This window comes from Pelagibacterium sp., assembly GCF_048264985.1.
Classification (GTDB): Bacteria; Pseudomonadota; Alphaproteobacteria; order Rhizobiales; family Devosiaceae; genus Pelagibacterium.
Genome location: NZ_JBLXCL010000001.1, coordinates 624382 through 645037, shown reverse-complemented (window position 1 = coordinate 645037; position 20656 = coordinate 624382). Strand labels below are relative to the sequence as shown.

The window sequence follows — 20656 nt, the reverse complement described above, 5'->3', positions numbered from 1 at the left end:
CACGACATCACTAGCGCGAAGGCGGTTGGTGCATTGGAAGACTGCGCGCTTCGTCCGCCCGTCGTGAGAGCCAGATCGATCAGAGCTTCCAGACTTGCTGTATCGAGGGCATCGCCATGCGATCCTGTCGCCACCATGATGTGACGAAGGGCGACGATCCTTGCGCGGTCTCAGCCTCGCATTTGATGAGCAGCAAAGTCGCTCGCTTGAGCGCGGGAAGAAGATGGTCATGCGGCATGAATTCTTGACGGCCACAATTGGGCAGCGTTTAATCAGCCCTCATGGGGGCAAATGGCCGGTTTTCGAGCGCAGGGAGATGGCGCAATGAAGCTTCTGCTCGCCGTAGATATTGCCGATCGCCTCGGCGACATCCTCGCCAGCCGTGCACCTTTTGACATCGAAACCGAAGCCCGGGCTCTTGTGGAACGCCATCCAGAAGCCCATGTGCGACTGGACGATGTCGTTTCAACTATGTTGCACGAATTACAGCGCCAATCTGATTGTATGGAATTGCGACGATGACAGGTCGCGATATCGACAAACTGCAGGAGACCGAAGATGGACGATGGCGACGACAAGCGCGAACGCAGCTTCACCGAGGAGATCGAAATTGCCGGTCACCAGCTCATTGAACGGATCAAGGAGCTGATAGCCGAAGGCAACGTCCGCACGCTGCGCATCAAAACAGGAAACGGCGACGTCTTTCTCGAAATACCACTCACAGCCGGCGCAATTGCCGGGGGTGTAGTCACCCTCGCGGCGCCCTGGTTAGCGGCTATCGGAGCCATTGCGGCGCTAACAACCCGCGTAAAGATCGAAATCGTCCGCAATGACAACGAAAAGCCTGACGAGGGGGACTAAGTTTACGTGATCGTCAAGTGGCCTCTCGCCACTCAGGTAACGGAAACACGCGGTCATAGACGAGATTAAAGATGAACGCGTAGACCATATAAAACAGGGCGAGCGAAAAATCCATGATGAGCGCCTGCAGCAAGGAAATGCCCAGATACAAGGCTATAAAGGGCATCAGGATCATCAACAACCCAAGCTCGAAGAGCACGGCATGAGCTATGCGGAGCGGTAATGACTTGAGGGTCGTGCCAAGCTTGCGCTTCATGATCGCGTCAAAGCCGAAATTGAAAATGTAGTTCCATGCCATCGCGAGCGTCGCGGAGACGATACCAAGCACCCCCATCTGATGCATCGGTATCGAGAAGACCAGAGCACCAATCGGAATTACGAGAATAAGGCCGATGATTTCGAAACAAAGTGCGTGGCGGAAACGATCCCAGACTGTACGCATGACAGGAAACTCCTTGCTGAAAAGCTCGGGTCGTCCCGAAATTGGTACCCTTGGCGGGGAGGTCGTCCTCAACGAGGGCTATTTAAGAGTCCGGAACGGAAAGTCAAGTTCGGCCTCAGAACCGAGATCGCACTTTCGCGAAACCGGACGACAGGATGCCCCTGCCCCCGGCACACGTTTTGTCTTCATCCCAGAAACGACGCAGTTGAGCCCTCTTCGCAATTCAAAATCTGCGACGGTCAATACCCCTTGATTTGGCCGCATCGACGGCGTGGTGCGATCAGCGCTTCGCACCGCGATATGCATGGCAGTCAGGGCAGGCAGCAATATGTCTTGAAGGGCAATTTCGCGACGCCAGATTTTCGGCTGGAAGTGATGCTCCATCTCGACAAATCCGCGGAATCGGGGGCAGTGTCGCGGAATGAACACTTCTTTTCTCACTCTGTTAAGCGTCGGCCTCGGTGGCGGACTTGGAGCTGTTCTTCGCCATTTCGTTTCGAGCGCAATTGCGCGGCAGCTTGGGCATGGAGTGTTTGGTACGCTGGCGGTTAATGTGACAGGCTGCCTGCTTATCGGATTGCTCGCCGGTTTTTTTATAGCGCCAGGAGAGGTGCCCGCGGTGTCGACCCCGTTATGGCTTTTGCTGGTGGTGGGCGTGTGCGGGGGCTACACGACGGTTTCAAGTTTTTCATTGCAGACGCTGACGTTGCTGCGTGAGGGTCATGGCGGCCCCGCACTGATCAATATCGGTGCATCATTGTTGTTGTGCTTTTCCGCTACGGCCATCGGCTTTGTATTGATCTATTCGCGCGGCGCCATGCCATGAGCGAAAAGCGTTTGATTTTCGCAATCGCCGCCGGCGGGATGATGGGCAGTATGGTCCGATATGGATTGTCACTCCTTTCGCTTGCCGCGATCCCCGACTGGACGATTGCTGGAACACTGGTGGCCAACATCGCCGGCTCTCTGCTTATCGGTCTAATAGCCGCCTGGTCGGTCCGCAGGCTGCCTTCGCCTATTTTGAACGGATTTCTAGTCACCGGGTTTTGCGGCGGGTTCACAACATTTTCGGCCTTTTCTCTTGAGGCTCTTCTTCTGGCGGGATCCGGGGCATGGTCGGTCGCGCTGGGCTATGTCGCGTCCTCGATCGTCAGCTGGCTGATGGCAGTTTGGCTCGGCTGGCACGCGGGCCTGGCACTGTTTGTCGCGAAAGAGCCAACCGCCCACACCAAATCTTAAACGGCGCGCTGCAATAAACCCTCAAGGTCGACGAAATTTTTGGGGGATGGATTCATGCTCAGCCGTATCAACGCTATGGGCGTTCTGTTTGCCATTGCCGCGCTGATGGCACTGGCGCTGGCGGCGGGCCTAGCGCTTTACGCCATTGTGGAGAATCCCAACTCCAACAGTTATGCGCTTCTGGCTGAAGCGTTCCTCAATGGGCGGCTCGACACCACAACTTGTTTCGATGGCGATTGCGCGCGGTTCGAAGACAAGATTTTCGTGATGTTCCCGCCCGTACCGGCGATCATTGCCCTGCCCTTCGTAGCGCTTTTCGGGATCAATTTCTCCGGATTTGTGTTTCTGGCTGCCGTAGCCTTCGCGGTATCGGTCTGGCTGTGGTGGCAGATTTTTGAAGGGCTCAAGCTGGACCGCGATGTGGCGATCTGGCTGCTGCTGGGGCTGGCTTTTGCAACCCCGCTTTACTTCGTGACCATACGCGGCGACGGCATCTGGTTTTTTGCCCAGTCTATCGGGTTCATGTTCACATCGCTGGCTATTCACCAGATGGTGCGCGGGGGATGCCTGATCCTTGCTGGTGCGTGTATCGGCGCTGCATTTTTGTGCCGGCAAATGGCAGTATTCTATCTGCCTTTCCTGTTTGCGTTGTCACTGGATCGGTTTGAGCCGCTGATCAGCTTTTCACGCCAGCACATCATTCGGGTGCTCAAGCTCGGCCTGCCGGCGGGCGTCGCTGTACTGATTTATCTAACCTATAATTATCTGAGGTTCGGCGATCCGATGCAGACCGGCTACCCTTACATGATCGGGGCCGATATCGCCGAGGGCGGATCGATGATCAATTACCGACTGGCCGAGCACGGGCTTTGGTCATCGGCCTATGTGCTGTTCAACGCGCTTTATATGTTCGTCCAAGGCTTCCACATGGACTTTGGCGGAAATTCCATGGTCGACCCTGTGGCTCTTGATCCGTCGGGCACAGCGCTTCTAGCGGCCAGCCCATTCGTATTGTTCGCGTTTTTTGCACCAATGCGCCGCCCGGTGCTGATTGGGATTGCGACGATCTTGGTCATTGCAGTGCCGACGCTGTTTTACCACTCCAACGGATACTCCCAGTACAATGTGCAGCGCTATGCTCTCGACTGGTTGCCCATCGTTTTCTATATGTTGGCGCTGGCACTCGCCGATAAGGATATCCGTGGGCTTGCACTGTTAGTGACGTTTGGCATCGGCCTTAATCTGGTAACCATGGCATTTCTGGCGCTCGGGCTGACAGCCTAAGCTCATTCAGCCGCCCAAGCGCCAAATTGGGCATGATGCAGTCGGGCATATGCGCCAGATTTGGCGACCAGGTCGTCGTGAGCGCCCTCTTCGACAATTCGACCATCGGCAATGACCGCTATGCGGTCGGCATTGCGGATCGTAGCCAGCCGGTGGGCGATAACCAAGGTCGTCCGACCTTCCGAGAGTGCTGCAAGCGCCCGCTGAATCTGCATTTCGGTTTCTGTATCCAGGGCCGAAGTTGCTTCATCGAGAATGAGGATAGGCGGATTCTTCAAAAATATCCGCGCGATGGCCAAACGTTGTTTTTGCCCACCGGACAGTTTGACCCCGCGTTCTCCGATCATTGTATCCAGACCCTCGGGCAACTGTGCGATAACACTATCGAACTGCGCGCTGCGGGCAGCCGCCATGACTTCCTCATCCGTCGCACCCAGTCGTCCATAAGCGATGTTGTCGCGGATGGATGTGCCGAACATGAACACGTCCTGCTGCACAATGCCGATTTGACTGCGCAGAGAATCCTGGGTCATGTCGCGGATGTCGATACCGTCAATTGTAATGGCGCCGGCATCGATTTCATAAAAACGCGGCAGCAGAGAGCAAATCGTTGTCTTGCCTGCACCGGACGGGCCAACAAGCGCTATGGTTTCACCTGCCTTCACGCTGAGCGTAATGTCGCTCAGGATCGGGCGTGTGTCCGAATAGGCAAAATTGACATTGTCGAAAACAATATCGCCTCGCAGCCCCGAAACGACCTTGGCGCTTGGGCCGTCAACGATATCTGGCTCGGTGTCCATCAGATCAGTGAAACGCCTGAAGCCGGCGATGCCCTTGGGGTAGCTTTCGATGACCGAGATGATCTTGTCGATCGGCCTGAACAGCACCGTTATGAGCAGTAAGAAACCAACGAACTGGCCGTAGGTCATTTCTCCATACATGACGAGAGCCGTGCCAGCGAGCATGACCATCAACTGCACCAGGCTCTTGGCCATGTAGGACATCGAGATCGATGCCGTCATGATCTTATAGGCCTTTAGCTTTGTGGTCCGGTAGCTCTGGTTGTCGCCCTCGAACAGTTTGCGCTCATGATGTTCGTTGGCGAATGCGCGCACAGCACGGACGCCGCCGATGGATTCTTCGATACGCTGATTAAAATCGCCGACCCGACCATAAAGGTTCTTCCAGGTCGTGGTCATGGCGCTCCCGTACTTGAAAATCAGGAATGCGGCGACAGGGACGATAAACAGTGTGATTGCTGCGAGCTTGAGATTCATCATCGCCATGAGCACAAAGGCCCCAATGAACGTCATGATCGCTATGAACACGTCCTCGGGCCCGTGGTGCGCGATCTCACCGACCTCTTCGAGGTCCTTGGTGACATGGGTAATCAGATGTCCGGTTTTCTTGTTGTCGAAATAGCGGAAAGAAAGCTTGTGAAGGTGATCGAACGCCTGGCGGCGCATGTCGGTCTCAATACCAATGCCAAGTGCGTGGCCCCAATAGTTGACGATTGAGAGCAGGCCGGCATTGAAAATATAAACGATGAGCAACGCGCCAGCGGCGACAAAAATCCAGAACCAGCTTTGGCTTGGCAGCAACTGATCGACATAGAGTTGGACGACGACCGGAAAACTCAACTCGAGCAGACCGACAATCACGGCGCAGCCGAAATCGAGGAAAAAGAGCCCCTTATAGGGCGCGTAATAGGAGAAAAATCGGCGCAACATAGTCGGATCGCTTTCAATACCGCCCGGACCTAGCGCGCTCAAACTGGACTCGTCAAGTCAAGTTTTACGCATGGTCCAGCTCTCGGGTCGTGGTGACCCGAAAGCTCAGATATTTGTGTCCGACAAAGTTTACAACCGCCCCAATGGCAATTCCAGAACCATGAGCAAAGGCTTCGGGCATAAAGCTCCAGCCCAAAACCGGGAGTATATGGTCAAGCAGGAGCAAAGACACTGCCATCACCACCACCGCCCCGATCGCATTGACAGCGAGAAACAAGGTGGCCTGCAAACCAAGCGGCTGCGCGGAGTTGGGAAAGACATATGCGCGGTAAAGTGTGAATCCAGCGCTCATGCCGATAAGATAGGCGACAAAAACGGCGGCAGGAAACGGCACAACCAGTGACAGTGGAAACCGCACCAGCCAATTGACGGCCGCCGCGAGGCCGCCAAGCAACAGGAAGCGCACTATCTGGGGCAGCTTGAGGAACATTTTGGGGCTCATATGCCGATCCAGGCGAGGAAAAACCCGAGCGCAAGGCCGGCAGCGAGCATAAGGCTCTTGGGATCCTTCATGGCGAAGGCGACTGGATCGTCATTGAGTTCGCCCCTGAAACTGAGCATCCATATCCGGCCGATCCACAGAAACAGAGCAGCAGGCATGAGCCAGAGCCAGACAGAGTCTGAGTAAAAGTCAGCAGCGAGCGCGTCCTGGGTCAAATACAAGACCAGGATCAAAACCGAACCGATGCCGCTCGACACACCCATTGCCATTATGAAGGGCGCATCAGTGGTGAAATAGCCTCGCCCGCTGATCTTGCCCGCTCCGCCATTGTCGGTCAGTCGCTGGACCTCGGTGTTGCGCTTGGCAAAGGACAGCGACGCAAAAAGGAACATCGAAAAGACGAGCAGCCAGGGCGAAGCCATTACGCCGACGGCAACGATTCCGAGCACCAGCCGCAATGTGAACAGGACAGCAAGCGTAAACGCATCAAGGATTGGCTTGCGCTTGATCCCCATCGAGTAAGCCACCGTCAGGCCCAGATACACTGACAGTGTTGTCACGACCAGTGGATTGACCAGAGCGCCGATCGCAAAGGCAACCACCATGGCAACAGGCATGACGGCGAGTGCATGTACTATCGATATGCGGCCAGCGGCGAGTGGACGGTTGCGTTTGGACCAATGACGCCTATCATCGGCGATGTCCCAGAGATCGTTGAGCAAATAGGTCGAAGACGCAAGAATACCCAGGGCGAGAAACGCCAGTGACGCGCTGGCCCAGGCCGACAGGTCGAGCATGTGGCCGCCGAGCATAAGCGGCACGAAAACCAGAGCATTCTTTGCCCATTGATGCAGACGCGCTTCCTTGATCCAGTCCTTAAGCCGCGATGGGCGAGAAATAACGTGCTCAATCCGGGTCAATCGGGCTGCATCGCGCGCTACACCGCGCGCTGTCTCGACAAGCACGCCGGCCTTCGCGTGTTTCCAGACAGCGAGATCGGCCTTGCTGTCTCCAGCATAGACGAATCCTTCGGGAAACAGATCGGCCAGTTTGCGCGCCTTTGTAGCTCCCTTGAGATTGGTGATGCCGTCCGAAGCAATTGTCTTGTCGATAAAGGGAAATCGGTGCGCCATCCGGATGGCCAGAAGGTTATCGGCGGCAGTGGCGAGAACGATCTGGCGTCCTTTGGCCCTTTCTGCCTGCGCATAGGCAACGATGCTATCGTTGAGCGGGATGTCGTCGACCTGCAGCGTAACGCGCTGAGCGAGTTGCTGTTTGAGATGCGCCTTCCCCTTGAGCATCCACAAAATGAGCGAAAAAAGGCCGAACGGGTTCTGCTTGAGATAAGCGAACACTGTCTCGTGGAGGAGATCTGTGCGGATTAATGTGTTGTCGAGATCGAGGACGAGCGGGAGAAGGTCCTCATTGCTCAACACATTCTCGGCATGAGCCTGTTTGACCGCATTTGCTGAATTGGGCATCGCACCTGCTCGCTTTACGAAGTTCGCTCCGTTATCGCGGGCGCGAGGCATTGGCGCAAAACAAACAGACAATAAGCGTTAATTAGGCCACACATGTTAATCGGTCAAATGCGCGACAAAATTTACGCTTTGTCGAATTTTCTCAATGAAACACAAATCAAATCAATTAGATTGTAAAGAAATCGGCGCACCGCACCAGGCATGAGCCACACGCCGCGTATGCAACGAATTAGAGCGCGACGAATTTTTCGTCGAACGCATAGCCCGCACCGCGCACCGTGCGGATCGGGTCCTTTACACGGCCTTTATTGATTGCCTTGCGCAGACGCCCCACATGAACGTCTACAGTACGCTCGTCGACATAGACATCGGTTCCCCAAACGCCATCCAGAAGTTGCTCGCGCGAATAGACGCGGCCGGGGTTGCCCATGAGATATTCGAGCAGGCGGTACTCGGTGGGGCCGAGATGGACTTCCTTACCCGATCTGCGAACGCGATGAGTCGTGCGATCAAGTTCAATATCGCCAGCTTTAAGGATCGCAGCGATCAGTTGCGGGTTAGAGCGGCGCAGCAGAGCGTTGATACGCGCCATAAGCTCTGGCAGCGAAAACGGCTTGACCACATAGTCATCGGCGCCGGTCGCCAATCCACGCACTCGCTCCTCTTCCTCGCCGCGCGCGGTGAGCATGATGATAGGGATGCGGGCCGTATCCGTGCGTGCGCGTATGCGGCGGCAGATTTCGATGCCTGAAGTACCCGGCAGCATCCAGTCGAGCAGAATGATATCGGGGGTATTTTCGGCGATGCGCAGCATTGCCTCTTCGGAATCTTCGGCTGTCGCGACAGCGAAGTCTTCAGCTTCGAGATTATAGCGCAGAAGTTCGACGAGATCGGCCTCGTCTTCGATAACAAGAACCTGCGGTGTCATAGGCTAGCCTTTGATCTGCTCACGCCTGAAATCCTCGACGTCGGATGTCAGCGATTGTCCGGTCGCAAGGAAATAGGCCTGCTCGGCAATGTTGGTTGAATGGTCCCCTACCCGTTCGAGGTTCTTCCCGCAGAACAGGAGGTGCGTACACATGGTAATGTTGCGCGGATCTTCCATCATGTAGGTGAGGAGCTCGCGGAAGAGCGAAACGTAAAGAGCGTCCACGTCTGTATCACGCTCGACGACGTCGACCGCCATATCCTTGTCGCGGGCAGCAAAGGCATCTAAGGCAAGCTTGACCTGGCGCTGGACCAATTCGCCCATATGGCGCAGCCCGTTCTTGAACTGGCTCGACATGGTTATGCCTTCGAACTGGGTCGAACGACGGGCTGTAGATTTTGCCATATCCCCGATGCGCTCGAGATCGTTTGCAACGTGGATCGAAGCAATAACCAGACGCAGGTCCTGCGCCATGGGCTGTCGACGGGCAATGATCGAGACCGCCATCTCGTCGATCTGAGCCTGCATTGCGTCGACCTTCTTGTCGGCAGCAACTGTTGCCAGGGCAAGTTCGGCGTCCGAGCGGATCAGGGCGTCGGTGGCGTTTGAAATGGCCTTCTCAACCAATCCGCCCATTTCGGAAATCGAGCGTGCGAGTTCGATCAACTCGTCTTCGTAGGAGGTGACAATGTGTTCGTTTGAATTGGGCATCGCTTTCATCCTCTTGTCGCATTCGCGACCCGAAAAACCGGGTCCACTTTAATGTGCAAACGCCTTAACCGATGCGGCCGGTAATATAATCCTGTGTACGCTTCTCACGCGGATTGGTGAAAATTTCTTCTGTCGGTCCTTCTTCGATGAGCTTGCCAAGATGAAAGAACGCCGTCTTTTGCGACACACGGGCCGCCTGCTGCATCGAGTGCGTGACGATGACGATCGTGTAGTTGGTGCGCAGTTCGTCAATCAATTCCTCGATGATGGCGGTCGCTATCGGGTCCAGCGCCGAGCAGGGTTCGTCCATCAGAATGACTTCGGGACCGACCGCCATAGCGCGTGCGATGCAAAGACGCTGCTGCTGACCACCAGAAAGACCGGTGCCAGGCTGATGCAGGCGATCCTTGACCTCTTCAAACAGTCCCGCTTTTTGCAGTGAGGTGACAACGATCTCTTCGAGGTCGGATTTGTTATGCGCCAGGCCGTGGATTTTGGGACCGTAGGCTACGTTCTCGAAAATCGATTTCGGAAACGGATTGGGCTTCTGGAAAACCATCCCGATCCGGGCACGCAATTCCACGACGTCGAGGTTAGGGTCATAAAGGTTGTCATCGTCAAGGGAGATGTTGCCGGTGACCTTGCAGCCCTCGATAGTATCGTTCATGCGGTTGATACAGCGCAGGAATGTCGACTTCCCGCAGCCCGAGGGACCGATAAAAGCCGACACCGACTTCTCCGGTATATCGATCGACACATCGAACAGGGCCTGTTTGTCGCCGTAGAACACCGACATATCGTTGGCCTTAAGCCTTGACGGATGCGCGTGGGGATCGGGCGTCCGCACCGTTTTGTGGACAGGGGTTGCCGATGCCTGAGGATTGGTCGCTGACATTTCGCGCGCGCTCCTTGCACTAAGAATACCGGTCATTTGTTGCGCTCCAAGCGGGTACGCAGGAATATTGCGATGGCGTTAAGCAAGATCATGAATCCGAGCAGAACCATGATGGCGGCCGAAGTGCGCGCCTCAAAGAAATTCCGGTTTTCATTGCCCTGCCAAAGGTAGATCTGAACCGGCAGGGCGCTGGCCTGATCGAACGGGGTCGAAGGTATGGACGCAACGAAGGCATTCATTCCGATCAGCAACAGCGGCGCAGTCTCGCCCAGCGCCTGAGCTATGCCGATGATGGTCGCTGTCAGTATGCTCGGAAAGGTGATCGGCAGAACATGGTGAAACACCATCTGAGTGCGCGAAGCGCCCAGCCCCAAGGCTGCCTGGCGAAGCGATGGCGAGACCTGACGCAGCGCGGAACGGGTTGCGATGATGATTGTAGGCAGCGTCATCAGGGTGAGAACCAAACCACCGACGATCGGAGCCGAGATCGGCAAGCGGAAGTAATTGATGAAAACCGCAGCGCCAAGCAGGCCGAAAACAATCGACGGTACTGCTGCCAGATTGTTGATATTGACTTCGATGAGGTCGGTAAATCTGTTCTTGGGCGCGAACTCTTCGAGGTAGATTGCGCTCGATACACCGATGGGAACGGCAAGAACAATCACCACCAGCATCATGTAGAGCGAACCGACGAACGCCCCGGCCAGTCCGGCCGACGCCGGCGCCGTACGCGAGTCCGTGTTGGTAAAAATGTGCCAGGCAAAATCCATAGTGATGATGCCATCCGCCCGGAACCGATCTGCAATTGCGCGGGTGATCGCTGACAATTGCTGGCGCGCGTCGGGCAGATCGCGGTCGATTGTGCCCTTGAGCCAGTTGTCTGTATCGGCCGAACCAAGAAGTGAGACACTGACTGTCTGGCCGAGCAAGTCTGGATTGTCCTGATACATCTGGCGCAGCTTCAGACCGGCATTGTTATCGACCAATTGGCGTATGTCGGAGGCTTCAGCATCAAGTGCTGGCAGCTTCTCACGCACCCCCTGCTCGATCAGCGCGTTCCAGTTGACCCCGGCCAGCGCACGTCGCCAGTCGAGATAGGCTGCTTCATATTCAGCAACAGATTCAAAGTCGGACCTGAGCGGGGCGGGACCGGCCGATACAAAATCTTCAGCGAAGGTTACATCGAGATGGAGCGTCGCCTGGGTAAAGGCGGGCGCTCCCTTGGTCATCACCTGCCAGAACAGAGTTCCGACAAGTCCGAGCGCAATCAGGACTGCTCCTATTCCAGCAGCCCTGAAAATGGCTTCAGAACGATGGCGGCCCGCGAGGCCTTTGCGGATACGGGCGCGACGCTGGTCGGCAGTGTCGGCATCCGATGAAAGGGCGTGATCGGTCATGTCAGTCGTACTGCTCCCGGAACCGGCGCACTATGGTCAGAGCGGCCACGTTGAGAATAAGGGTCAGAACAAAGAGCGTTAGGCCCAAAGCAAAGGCGACGAGCGATTGCGGGCCGGCAAAGTCAGAGTCGCCGGTCAACTGATTGACGATGGTAACCGTGACGGTGGAAGTCGGCTCGAACGGATTAAAGCGCAATATTGGGCTGTTACCGGCGGCAAGCACAACGATCATGGTTTCGCCGATGGCTCGCGAGATAGCCAAGAGAAATGCACCCACGATGCCGGGAAGCGCGGCTGGGAGGATCACCTTGCGGATGGTCTCCGACTTGGTGGCGCCAAGCCCAAACGAACCATCGCGCAGCGATTGGGGCACTTGTCGCAAGATGTCGTCAGACAGCGAGGAAATAAATGGAATGATCATGATGCCCATAACCAGCCCCGCAGTTGCTGCGCTTGTGGCGCGGATATCGAAGCCAATGACAGACCCAAAACCGGCAAGCAGCGGCCCCACTGTCACAAGAGCGAAGAACCCATAAACGATAGTGGGGATACCCGCGAGAATTTCGATGATGGGCTTAACAACATTGCGCAGTCGCGGGTCGGCATATTGGGAAAGATAGATCGCCGCCATCAATCCAACCGGCAGCGCCACAACCATGGCAATAGTCGCCACCATGATCGTCCCCCAGAGCAGCGGGATCAAACCGTATTCGCCGGCGCCGCCTGTACCTGTCGTGGAAAAGCGCGGATTCCAAACGGTGCCGAAGAAGAAATCGAGCGGATTGATGAAGCTGAAAAACCGGATCGCCTCAACCAACAATGACGCTACGATGCCGACTGTTGTCAGAATGGCAACGCCCGAGCAGGCAAGCAGCAAAACTGTGATGGCACGCTCGACCTGATTGCGGGCACGCAGGCCAGGCACTATGCCCCGACGCGCATAAAGCAGAGCCGCGATACCGATGACCGCCGCCGCGAGAATGACAATTAGGAAGCTGTATAGCTGGAACTGGCCAAGGGCGCGCGCCGCTTCTGCTTCGAAGGGCTGCGGTTCGCCAATGATGCCATATCCCGATGCAAGGGCGCGGATGCGGCCTATGGCATTGTTGAGCTGACTGGGCTCGAGCGCTGCGGCAATGTCGGCGGGGATCTGCGAATGCACGAATGCCTCGGTGACGCCGGGACCGAACAACCCCCAGAGACCGAGAACCAGGGTAGCCGGGATGACAACCCAGAGCGCCATGCGCAAGCCGTGGTAGATCGGACGGGAATGCAGGCGACGGCCCGAAGCATCAGCAACCGCGCGACTTCTGGACCACCCCACCTGATAGGCTAGCCCCAACAGGACAAGAAGGGTTGCTGCGATGACGAAGCTGTTCATTCCCGGACCTTTGGAAACCGCACCTGAAATAAGAGCGGCAGAAGCGCATGAGCGCTCCTGCCGACTTTTTAGAACCGATTACTCGGCTTCTGCCTGTGCACCTTCGTTGAAGTCGGCAACGATCTGAGCGCGCATCTCGGCTTCAAGCGGGATGAGGCCAGCTTCTTCAAGACGGCCACCCGAACCGGCGATACCGTCGGAAAGGAAGAACTCAACATACTCGGAAAGGCCCGGGATCACGTCGACATGAGCGCCCTTCACATAGAACTGGAGTGGGCGCGACACTGGGTATTCACCGGCAAGAATAGTTGCCGCAGTGGGCTCTACGCCGGAGACCGTTGCAACCTTGAGTGTGTCGGTGTTCTGCTCGTAGAACGACAGGCCAAACACTCCGACAGTGTCTGTGTTGGACTGCAGGCGAGCAAGCGTTTCGGTGTAATCGCCAGCAATTTCCACGACAACGTCCTGACGGAAAGCAACACAGGCTTCTTCATCTTCAACGCCGGCTTCTTCACAACCCGGGATAACGACGCGCTCTTCGAACACTTCGCGGGTGCCGTGATTGCCAGCCGGGATGGCAAGGGCAATTGGCTGATCGGGCAGAGAGGCGTCGATTTCGGCCCAGCTTGTGTAGGGATTGTCGACCAATTCGCCATCAACCATGACCTGAGCAGCCAGGGCATTGAAGACGTGGATAGGCTCGAGAGCGAAGTCACCCTTGTCTGCATTGACGGCGAACACGATACCATCGAAGCCGATTACGATTTCGCGGATGTCGTCAACACCGGCAGCGGCACAAGCTTCAACTTCGGCAGCACGAATTTTGCGCGATGCATTGGCGATATCGATGGTGTTTTCACCAACGCCTTCACAGAACTGACGCAGGCCACCCGAAGAACCACCCGAGCCGACGACGGGCGTGTTGAATTCCGGGAATGCAGCGCCGAATTCTTCGGCAACGATCGAGGCGAACGGCAGGACCGTGGACGAACCGGCGATCTGGATAGTGTCGCGGCTCTGAGCCTGGGCAGCAGTTGCGCCGAAAGCTGCAACCACCGCGAGAGCGGCGCTGGCGTAAAGTGCGGTCTTCATGATTCTGATCTTCCTTCGTGTCAGAAGCGTCCGGGCATTTGCCCCTGGGTTTTGATGAAACCAGACATGTGTCTTTGCGGCTTCATCTCGAAAACAGGGGCAACCTAGGGCCGTCAGCTAAAGGTTCTATGTCTTTTCAATGACACTTGGATGACATCGTAACTCTTTGATTTAAAAGAGAGAAAGACGACACTCCCTGTGGGAAACGGCTCTTGAATGACATTTGTGACGATAGAGTTTCAGCGCGGCAGAAGAATTTCCACGCGGGTGCCCTCGCCCAGTTTGGAGCGGATCGACAGCAGGCCATGGTGGCGGGCAACAATGTGTTTGACGATCGCCAGCCCTAGCCCCGTGCCCTTCTTTTTGCGATTGGCTTCCGCATCTCCGCGATAGAACCGCTCGGTCAGACGGGGCACATGCTCTTCAGCGATACCGGCGCCAAAGTCAGTGACCGTGATTGCATGATGAGCGCCTGAACGGCTAGCGCCGGCGATCAGCGCGATCTCCACCTTACCGCCACCACCGCCATATTTGATGGCATTGTCGGCCAGGTTTTCGACCACCTCAAACAACTCCTGGCGATCGCCAATGATTGTCACAGGGGCGTCGGGCACTTTGAGATCCAGCACCAATTCAGCTGCTTCTATTTTCGGCTCTAGACTTTCGGCGACCTCGCGCAGCAACAAGTTGAGATTGACTTCTGTGGTCGGCTTGACGTGCTGGCGCAACTCGATACGCGAAAGGGACAGCAGATCATCGATCAGTCCAGACATCCGTTCGGACTGGCTGCGCATGATACCAAGAAACCTGCTGCGCGCCGCCTCATCCTTGGCAGCAGGGCCTTGCAACGTATCGATGAAACCCATCAGCGATGTCAAAGGGGTCCGCAATTCGTGACTGGCATTGGCGATGAAATCGCCACGCATACGGTCAGTTCGCTTTTGCTCTGTGAAATCGTAGAGCGTGATGGCAACAAAGTTACGATCTTCGCTTGGTCGATAGGGCACGACCGAGGCCCGGTACCATGTTTCATTGGGCACTGGCAGGTGTAGTTCCGTGCCCTGCGCGGCGCCCGACGTTATAGCGGCATCGATGGCTTCGACAAGATCAGGATCGCGCAGAGTAAAGGCAAGGGGGTCACCAACCCTGGCGCGCGGGAACCGTTTGAGAGCTGCCGGGTTGCGGTAGATCAGCACTGCCCGTTCATTGATGATCAAGCAGGGCTCAGTCAGAATGTCGGAGAAATCTTCAACAGCGATGTCTATGCCGGCCAGAGCATTTAACTGCTGGTTATCGGCATCCGAACTGTATGAGGCCCGCGTTGCAATGGCATTGATAGCGACAATCGCCACAATAACAAGACCCGCATCGATCGGCGCCAAGCGACCGAAAGCGGCCAGTGCCAAGACAATAGAAACGGCTCCAGCGCCGACCATAAACTGCGAGGCCATGGCGATTGGCCGGTCCTTCGCGGGTGGCGTCTTCACTGTGTGTCCTGCACTCATTGCAAGTGAATCATCAATCATGACAATGGCCATATCGCGCATGCATGACAATGGCATGATAACGCGGACCCCGCCAATTGTGACGTTTGGTTCATACATTGCCTGAAAGGATTTGATCGAAATGGACGACTTCGACCTCGACACAATCGAACTCGACGAGAAAATCAAGCAACAAGCGCTGACCAGCGGCGGCTATCCTTATGACAAAAAGCTCAGCGACAAGGATTACGAGAAACACCTAAGGTCGTTGCAGATTGAATTGGTAAAGCTCCAGCGCCATCTGGCGGAAACTGGAGAGCGTGTGCTCGCCCTTTTCGAGGGACGCGATTCAGCAGGCAAGGGTGGAACGATTAAGCGGTTTCTCGAAAATCTGAACCCTCGTAATGCACGCACAGTCGCCCTGCCCGTCCCCTCAGACCGGGAACGCACCCAGTGGTACTTCCAGCGCTATGTTACGCACCTGCCGGCCGGCGGTGAAATCGTTCTTTTCGACCGCTCATGGTACAACCGGGCCGTCGTTGAGCCGGTCATGGGTTTTTGTACGCCATCACAGACCGAAAGCTTTCTGCACGAAGCGCCACCCTTCGAGCGCATGATTACCGAAGAAGGCATCCATTTCTTCAAATTCTGGCTGGAAATCGGGCGCGAAATGCAACTCAAGCGATTCCATGACCGCCAGCATGATCCGCTCAAAGTCTGGAAGCTGTCTCCTGTCGACCTCAAGGCATTGGATAAGTGGGACGAATACACCAAGGCACGAAATAAAATGTTTGTGGCAACCGATACACCCGACACGCCCTGGACGATGATCCGTGCAAATGACAAAAAACGCGCCAGGATCGCAGCCATCCAGTCGGTTCTTTGGCCGATCGACTACAAGGACAAGGATTTCTCTGCGATCGGCGAAATAGACCACAAGATCGTCATGTCTCCCGAAGGCTTTCTCGCCAAGCCCAGATAGGCTATTGCGGGGAAAACGGGAGGACGCGCGTGAGCCGCATAGCAGTTTCCATTGGCGAAGCCATGATCGAGATGAGCGGAGGCGAGAACCGCACTTACAGGCAGGGTTTTGCTGGTGATACACTCAACACCGCCTACTATCTCAACGTGCTGCTCGATGAGAGCTGGACCGTTCGTTATGCAACAGCGGTCGGCGACGACCTATACTCGCGCGAAATGACCGACTTTATCGCTCGGACTGGTATCGATACCCGCGCCATCCGCACGATCAAGGGCAAGCGTGCAGGCCTCTACATGATCCATCAGGCCGATGGCGACCGCCATTTCACCTATTGGCGCGATACCTCGGCTGCAAAGCTGCTTGCCGATGATGCCAACGCGCTCGAAGCGGCCCTTGACGATGCAGGCCTGATTTATTTCTCCGGCATCACTCTGGCCATCCTTTCGCCCGATGCCCGGAGTCGGCTAATTGCAGCGATTGGCAAGCGGCGTGCAGCCGGAGTGCTTGTTGCATTCGACCCCAATATCCGACCTGCATTGTGGCCCGACCGCCAAAGTGTTGTCGATGCGCTTAGCCAAGCAGCAAATGTGTCGAGCATTCTCCTGCCCACCCATGATGACGAAGTCCCTTATTTCGGAGACGCCGACGATGAAGCGACGGCCAAGCGCTATGTCGCTGCGGGGTGCTCCGAGGTGGTCGTGAAAAATGGCGCCGAGCCGGCCCTGGTGGTGACGCGCGAAGGCAAGTGGCGCGTTGGCGCAAACAAAATCGATACGGTCGTCGATGCGACGGGTGCCGGAGACAGTTTCAACAGCGGCTATCTCGCCGCTCGCTTGGCTGGCGCCAGCCCCGAAGATGCCGCGCGTGCCGGACATGCTACGGCGTCGGTTGTGATCGGGCATCACGGCGCACTGATCCCCAAGGAAGCACTTGCCTAGCACACGCCGCAGAAGGCAGGGTTTTGAGCGGTCTGACTGCTTCATGCGACCGCCCGGTCGAACCGAAAAAGTGTCCAACTTTTTCTGCCCGCGCAAATGCGTCTTAAGTGGTCGCGCGGTCGAACCGAAAAAAGTGTCCAACTTTTTCTGCCCGCGCTCCTAGTGCTTTGATCCCTTGTCGAAGCCGCGACGGATGGCGCGGAGACCGAAGAAAACCGCGATCAACGCAACAGGCGAGACAACTGAAATCGCTAAGGCCTTGTCTATGCCGGTCGCTTCGAGCGGGCCGGCAAGGGCGTATCCCAAAATACCAATAAGATAATAGGTTATGGCGATAGTCGACAGACCTTCGACGGTGTGCTGGAGCCGGAATTGGCTGCGCGCCGTTTCAGCAATCGTTTCGAGAACCGATTTGTTTTGGATCTGCATGTCGAGGCTGATGCGTACATTGAGAAGCTCGACGGCCCGCTCAAGCTTTTCAAGCAGCACGGCAAGTCTCTTGTCCATGGCCTCGCAGGTTGCCAGGGCAGGTTCGACCCGGTTTCCGATGAAGCTCGAGAGCGAAGACCCTTGCCCGAGTGTTGTTTCGCGCAACTTCTCAAGCCGATTGCGCAAGATTGCACCATAGGCATAAGCAGCAGCAAAACGATAATTGAGCTGCTCGGAAATCTGGCCGGACCGCACTGCAAGAGCATGAAGGCTTTTTAATCGGTCCTGTACGGCATCGGTGGTTTCGACAGCCGAAAGGTCGGTCATCACTTCGGTCAGCCCCATTTCTACGGCCCGCAGGTCCGGGCCCGTCTGGCGCGCCAGAGGAAGTGCCAGGAGCGCCATAGTACGGTAGGTTTCTATCTCGAGAATGCGACGCAGGGTTATGGCACGGCGCAAGGGCGAAAGCTTGCCGGCGGCAAACTCAAAACGAATGAACTTGTCCTTGTCGGGCACAAAATCTGTCGCCAGCTGCGCATTGGAATGTTCAACGGCGACGAGACACAGGCTGGTTGGACTGAACGAAGGAAACACCCGATCGGGCAATTCCGGTTCATCCATCAGATCCACCCGCATCGCACCGACAAGTTCGACCTCGCCGACGGCATCAAGCCCGATATCGGTGGGCCAATTTTCTGTATCAACCAGCCCTGCATACCAGGTGATCGTGATAAATTCGGTATGAAATTCCCAGGTCACCACCCGTTCGGGCGTCGTGAACTGATATTGGCGGCTCCCATCGTCATCCATGGCATAGCCAGCATTCACCGCATACTCGCGGAACTCCCGCATGGCTTTTTTCATGCCGCCCGATCGATTGGGGACCGTAAGAACCAATCGTCGCACACGCATATTGGGCGCGACGAGTTCAACGGGACGCGCATGCAGTTCCGCCAGAACTGCTTCGCGGTAGGGGTGATCAGCTATAGGTGCCGCGCACATTGATTACCGAGCCTTCTTACTGCACGACCACAGCCTACGCTCGCTGCAGCCCCTTACCCATGCATCTTTGGTGGGATGCGCGCTTTTGCCCTAATTTCCCCGGATCCAGCCTAGCCAAAGTTCTATCAATAGGCCTTGCCTTCGCGCTCTTTCATATAGGCCAACTCGTCAGCGCTCGAAGGTCTACCGAGAGCCGCATTGCGCAATGGAAAACGCCCGAAGCGCGCGATAATGTCGTGATGCTCAACGGCATATGTCAAAAAGTCGTCGTTTTCCAACGTGCGGAACAGCCTTACGGACTCCTCTTGTATCACAAGCGATTCCGAGTGTTGGAACGGCATATAGAGAAAGAGCTTTTCGTGGACCGAAAACGCTGAATCAAGGCCATTCGTGACCACTTCCTGGGCCAGAGCCAGGGCCATCGTATCGGATGCGAATGCATCGGCACTGCCACGATTGAGTTGGCGCGAAAGTTGATCGAGCAGGATGATCTCGGCCAATCGGCCCTTTGGTGTTTCGCGCCAGGCCCAAAGCTCCGAGCGCGCGGCCCTCGCATGGACATCGCCCAATCTCGCCGCGCAACGGGCATCGAACTCGGCGCCGCCCGAATACCAATCCTTAGGTCCATGTTCGACGAACCAGAACTCGATAACATTGCTGGCCTGCATGAACATGTCTCCAATCTCGTTTTGTTCGCATTTGTGGGTTTCGCTGCAGCTTCTCCGCGTCAATACTGGCGGGGAACTGATTCTTGTTTGCTTTTCGGAGTGTGTCTCACAAATGGTCGCTTGGTCCAGCCAGCAGGATGAGGCCCTCAAAGCCGTTGCCACATGGCTCAAGGACGAGAACGGGCCCCAGGTATTCCGCCTGTTCGGCTGGGCGGGAACCGGCAAATCGACCCTGGCCCGCCATCTGGCCAAGGACGTAAAAACAGTGAAATACGCTGCCTTTACCGGCAAGGCCGCACTTGTCATGCGCAAACGCGGCTGCAAGGGCGCATCGACCATCCACTCGCTGATTTACACGCGGATTTCCGAGAAGGAAGGCGAGCCGCGTTTTGTGCTTGACCCGGAATCGGCTGCAGCCGATGCCGACCTCATCGTCATCGACGAGGTGTCGATGGTCGATGAAGTTCTGGGCACAGATTTGCTGTCGTTCGGCACGAAGGTGCTGGTGCTTGGCGATCCGTTTCAGCTTCCACCAGTTCAAGGTGAGGGCTTTTTCACTGCCCGCGATCCTGACGTCATGCTGACCGAAATTCATCGCCAGGCGGCGGACAACCCAATCGTCAGGCTCTCACTCGACATTCGTGAGGGCCGTTGGCTGGACTATGGGACCTATGGCGAAAGCAAAGTAGTGTCACGGCGCGATGTCGATCAGTCCGAAGTGCTTGACGCCGACCAGGTACTCGTCGGGCGCAACAAGACACGGTTGGACTACAATAACCGCATAAGGGAATTGAAGGGGCTGCCAACCGACATACCCGTGAAAGGAGACCGGCTGGTCTGCCTCCGGAACAACCCACAGAAAAAGCTGTTGAACGGGCAGATATGGACGCTCAATTCCATAAAGAAGCGAGCCGGTGGCACTCTGGAGATGACAATCGATCCCGAAGAGGCCGACAGGACCTCGGTGCAAACCAAGGTGCGGGCACATCAGAGCTTTTTCACCGGCGAGGACACCGAGATGAGCTGGCAGCTGCGCCGCCAATATGATGAATTTACCTATGGTTATTGCCTGACGGTTCACAAATCACAGGGCAGCCAGTGGGACAGCGTCTATCTGTTCGATGAGAGCTTCGTATTTCGCGATGAAGCCCGGCGCTGGCTCTACACAGGGATCACACGCGCCGCCGAACGCATAACCGTCGTGCGCTAG

The 20656-nt window shown here is 56.2% G+C and carries 21 protein-coding genes; 8 read left to right on the top strand and 13 right to left on the bottom strand.

The window, feature by feature from the left end; genetic code table 11:
- Positions 1-324: 324 nt before the first annotated feature.
- Together ACN0TA_RS03245 and ACN0TA_RS03240 are read left to right on the top strand one after the other, a co-directional pair.
- The gene (locus ACN0TA_RS03245) at positions 325-522 is read left to right on the top strand and encodes a hypothetical protein (RefSeq protein WP_417579759.1); all 198 of its coding nucleotides are present in this window, start codon (positions 325-327) and stop codon (positions 520-522) included.
- Between the two features lie 36 nt (positions 523-558).
- Positions 559-861, top strand: a complete 303-nt coding sequence (locus ACN0TA_RS03240; RefSeq protein ID WP_417579757.1) for a DUF4342 domain-containing protein — start codon at positions 559-561, stop codon at positions 859-861.
- 13 nt (positions 862-874) lie between these two features.
- On the opposite strand, the gene ACN0TA_RS03235 is transcribed toward ACN0TA_RS03240, so the two are convergent.
- The gene (locus tag ACN0TA_RS03235; protein ID WP_417579755.1) at positions 875-1303 is read right to left on the bottom strand and encodes a PACE efflux transporter; all 429 of its coding nucleotides are present in this window, start codon (positions 1301-1303) and stop codon (positions 875-877) included.
- 421 nt (positions 1304-1724) lie between these two features.
- Between ACN0TA_RS03235 and ACN0TA_RS03230 the strand changes: the two genes are divergently transcribed.
- Genes ACN0TA_RS03230 through ACN0TA_RS03220 form a run of 3 tightly spaced genes read left to right on the top strand, consistent with a single transcriptional unit; the run spans position 1725 to position 3826 of the window.
- A complete protein-coding gene (locus ACN0TA_RS03230) occupies positions 1725-2129 on the top strand; it encodes a fluoride efflux transporter FluC (protein ID WP_417579753.1) in 405 nt (134 codons plus the stop codon).
- On the top strand, positions 2126-2542 hold the full coding sequence (locus ACN0TA_RS03225; protein WP_417579751.1) for a fluoride efflux transporter FluC: 417 nt from the start codon (positions 2126-2128) through the stop codon (positions 2540-2542). Before ACN0TA_RS03230 ends, ACN0TA_RS03225 begins: the two co-directional genes overlap by 4 nt.
- A 54-nt stretch (positions 2543-2596) precedes the next feature.
- Positions 2597-3826: a hypothetical protein gene (locus tag ACN0TA_RS03220; protein WP_417579749.1), complete on the top strand. Its 1230-nt coding sequence runs from the start codon at positions 2597-2599 to the stop codon at positions 3824-3826.
- 2 nt (positions 3827-3828) lie between these two features.
- Here the strand turns inward: ACN0TA_RS03220 and ACN0TA_RS03215 are convergent, their stop codons facing one another.
- The 10 genes from ACN0TA_RS03215 to ACN0TA_RS03170 all read right to left on the bottom strand — a co-directional run bounded on the left by ACN0TA_RS03215 (position 3829) and on the right by ACN0TA_RS03170 (position 15430).
- On the bottom strand, positions 3829-5556 hold the full coding sequence (locus ACN0TA_RS03215) for an ABC transporter ATP-binding protein (RefSeq protein WP_417582037.1): 1728 nt from the start codon (positions 5554-5556) through the stop codon (positions 3829-3831).
- Between the two features lie 64 nt (positions 5557-5620).
- Positions 5621-6058 (bottom strand): GtrA family protein, encoded by a 438-nt coding sequence (locus ACN0TA_RS03210; RefSeq protein ID WP_417579747.1) that lies wholly within the window; start codon positions 6056-6058, stop codon positions 5621-5623.
- Positions 6055-7539 (bottom strand): UbiA family prenyltransferase, encoded by a 1485-nt coding sequence (locus ACN0TA_RS03205; protein WP_417579745.1) that lies wholly within the window; start codon positions 7537-7539, stop codon positions 6055-6057. The genes ACN0TA_RS03210 and ACN0TA_RS03205 overlap by 4 nt, the downstream gene beginning before the upstream one ends.
- A 229-nt stretch (positions 7540-7768) precedes the next feature.
- Positions 7769-8467: a phosphate regulon transcriptional regulator PhoB gene (gene phoB / locus ACN0TA_RS03200; protein ID WP_417579743.1), complete on the bottom strand. Its 699-nt coding sequence runs from the start codon at positions 8465-8467 to the stop codon at positions 7769-7771.
- A 3-nt stretch (positions 8468-8470) separates the two neighbouring features.
- A complete protein-coding gene (gene phoU, locus ACN0TA_RS03195) occupies positions 8471-9178 on the bottom strand; it encodes a phosphate signaling complex protein PhoU (protein WP_417579741.1) in 708 nt (235 codons plus the stop codon).
- 64 nt (positions 9179-9242) lie between these two features.
- Positions 9243-10073: a phosphate ABC transporter ATP-binding protein PstB gene (pstB, locus tag ACN0TA_RS03190; RefSeq protein WP_417582035.1), complete on the bottom strand. Its 831-nt coding sequence runs from the start codon at positions 10071-10073 to the stop codon at positions 9243-9245.
- Between the two features lie 32 nt (positions 10074-10105).
- Positions 10106-11470, bottom strand: coding sequence for a phosphate ABC transporter permease PstA (gene pstA / locus ACN0TA_RS03185; protein WP_417579739.1), 1365 nt, complete (start codon positions 11468-11470; stop codon positions 10106-10108).
- A gap of 1 nt (position 11471) precedes the next feature.
- A complete protein-coding gene (pstC, locus tag ACN0TA_RS03180) occupies positions 11472-12851 on the bottom strand; it encodes a phosphate ABC transporter permease subunit PstC (RefSeq protein WP_417579737.1) in 1380 nt (459 codons plus the stop codon).
- Positions 12852-12929: 78 nt separating this feature from the next.
- Positions 12930-13943, bottom strand: coding sequence for a substrate-binding domain-containing protein (locus ACN0TA_RS03175; RefSeq protein ID WP_417579735.1), 1014 nt, complete (start codon positions 13941-13943; stop codon positions 12930-12932).
- A 239-nt stretch (positions 13944-14182) separates the two neighbouring features.
- Entirely contained in the window at positions 14183-15430 is a 1248-nt protein-coding gene (locus ACN0TA_RS03170) for an ATP-binding protein (RefSeq protein WP_417579733.1), read from the bottom strand.
- Between the two features lie 139 nt (positions 15431-15569).
- Here ACN0TA_RS03170 and ppk2 point away from each other — a divergent pair, with 139 nt between their 5' ends.
- Together ppk2 and ACN0TA_RS03160 are read left to right on the top strand one after the other, a co-directional pair.
- On the top strand, positions 15570-16409 hold the full coding sequence (gene ppk2 / locus ACN0TA_RS03165) for a polyphosphate kinase 2 (RefSeq protein WP_417579731.1): 840 nt from the start codon (positions 15570-15572) through the stop codon (positions 16407-16409).
- Positions 16410-16438: 29 nt separating this feature from the next.
- The gene (locus ACN0TA_RS03160; protein ID WP_417579729.1) at positions 16439-17347 is read left to right on the top strand and encodes a sugar kinase; all 909 of its coding nucleotides are present in this window, start codon (positions 16439-16441) and stop codon (positions 17345-17347) included.
- Between the two features lie 159 nt (positions 17348-17506).
- Here ACN0TA_RS03160 and ACN0TA_RS03155 read toward each other — a convergent pair whose 3' ends face one another.
- Positions 17507-18778: a DUF3422 family protein gene (locus tag ACN0TA_RS03155; protein WP_417579727.1), complete on the bottom strand. Its 1272-nt coding sequence runs from the start codon at positions 18776-18778 to the stop codon at positions 17507-17509.
- Between the two features lie 125 nt (positions 18779-18903).
- Entirely contained in the window at positions 18904-19446 is a 543-nt protein-coding gene (locus ACN0TA_RS03150; RefSeq protein ID WP_417579725.1) for a DUF924 family protein, read from the bottom strand.
- Positions 19447-19558: 112 nt separating this feature from the next.
- On the opposite strand from ACN0TA_RS03150, the gene ACN0TA_RS03145 reads away from it, so the two are divergent.
- Positions 19559-20656 carry an ATP-dependent DNA helicase gene (locus ACN0TA_RS03145; protein WP_417579723.1) on the top strand — a complete coding sequence of 366 codons (1098 nt, stop codon included), beginning with the start codon at positions 19559-19561 and terminating at the stop codon, positions 20654-20656.

What these genes read in the sequence shown, in the direction of transcription:
- ACN0TA_RS03245 (WP_417579759.1), top strand. Translation starts at nt 325, where the DNA reads ATGAAGCTTCTGCTCGCCGTAGATATTGCCGATCGCCTCGGCGACATC.
- ACN0TA_RS03240 (WP_417579757.1), top strand. Translation starts at nt 559, where the DNA reads ATGGACGATGGCGACGACAAGCGCGAACGCAGCTTCACCGAGGAGATC.
- ACN0TA_RS03235 (WP_417579755.1), bottom strand. Translation starts at nt 1,303, where the DNA reads ATGCGTACAGTCTGGGATCGTTTCCGCCACGCACTTTGTTTCGAAATC.
- ACN0TA_RS03230 (WP_417579753.1), top strand. Translation starts at nt 1,725, where the DNA reads ATGAACACTTCTTTTCTCACTCTGTTAAGCGTCGGCCTCGGTGGCGGA.
- ACN0TA_RS03225 (WP_417579751.1), top strand. Translation starts at nt 2,126, where the DNA reads ATGAGCGAAAAGCGTTTGATTTTCGCAATCGCCGCCGGCGGGATGATG.
- ACN0TA_RS03220 (WP_417579749.1), top strand. Translation starts at nt 2,597, where the DNA reads ATGCTCAGCCGTATCAACGCTATGGGCGTTCTGTTTGCCATTGCCGCG.
- ACN0TA_RS03215 (WP_417582037.1), bottom strand. Translation starts at nt 5,556, where the DNA reads ATGTTGCGCCGATTTTTCTCCTATTACGCGCCCTATAAGGGGCTCTTT.
- ACN0TA_RS03210 (WP_417579747.1), bottom strand. Translation starts at nt 6,058, where the DNA reads ATGAGCCCCAAAATGTTCCTCAAGCTGCCCCAGATAGTGCGCTTCCTG.
- ACN0TA_RS03205 (WP_417579745.1), bottom strand. Translation starts at nt 7,539, where the DNA reads ATGCCCAATTCAGCAAATGCGGTCAAACAGGCTCATGCCGAGAATGTG.
- phoB (WP_417579743.1), bottom strand. Translation starts at nt 8,467, where the DNA reads ATGACACCGCAGGTTCTTGTTATCGAAGACGAGGCCGATCTCGTCGAA.
- phoU (WP_417579741.1), bottom strand. Translation starts at nt 9,178, where the DNA reads ATGCCCAATTCAAACGAACACATTGTCACCTCCTACGAAGACGAGTTG.
- pstB (WP_417582035.1), bottom strand. Translation starts at nt 10,073, where the DNA reads ATGTCAGCGACCAATCCTCAGGCATCGGCAACCCCTGTCCACAAAACG.
- pstA (WP_417579739.1), bottom strand. Translation starts at nt 11,470, where the DNA reads ATGACCGATCACGCCCTTTCATCGGATGCCGACACTGCCGACCAGCGT.
- pstC (WP_417579737.1), bottom strand. Translation starts at nt 12,851, where the DNA reads ATGAACAGCTTCGTCATCGCAGCAACCCTTCTTGTCCTGTTGGGGCTA.
- ACN0TA_RS03175 (WP_417579735.1), bottom strand. Translation starts at nt 13,943, where the DNA reads ATGAAGACCGCACTTTACGCCAGCGCCGCTCTCGCGGTGGTTGCAGCT.
- ppk2 (WP_417579731.1), top strand. Translation starts at nt 15,570, where the DNA reads ATGGACGACTTCGACCTCGACACAATCGAACTCGACGAGAAAATCAAG.
- ACN0TA_RS03155 (WP_417579727.1), bottom strand. Translation starts at nt 18,778, where the DNA reads ATGTGCGCGGCACCTATAGCTGATCACCCCTACCGCGAAGCAGTTCTG.
- ACN0TA_RS03150 (WP_417579725.1), bottom strand. Translation starts at nt 19,446, where the DNA reads ATGCAGGCCAGCAATGTTATCGAGTTCTGGTTCGTCGAACATGGACCT.
- ACN0TA_RS03145 (WP_417579723.1), top strand. Translation starts at nt 19,559, where the DNA reads ATGGTCGCTTGGTCCAGCCAGCAGGATGAGGCCCTCAAAGCCGTTGCC.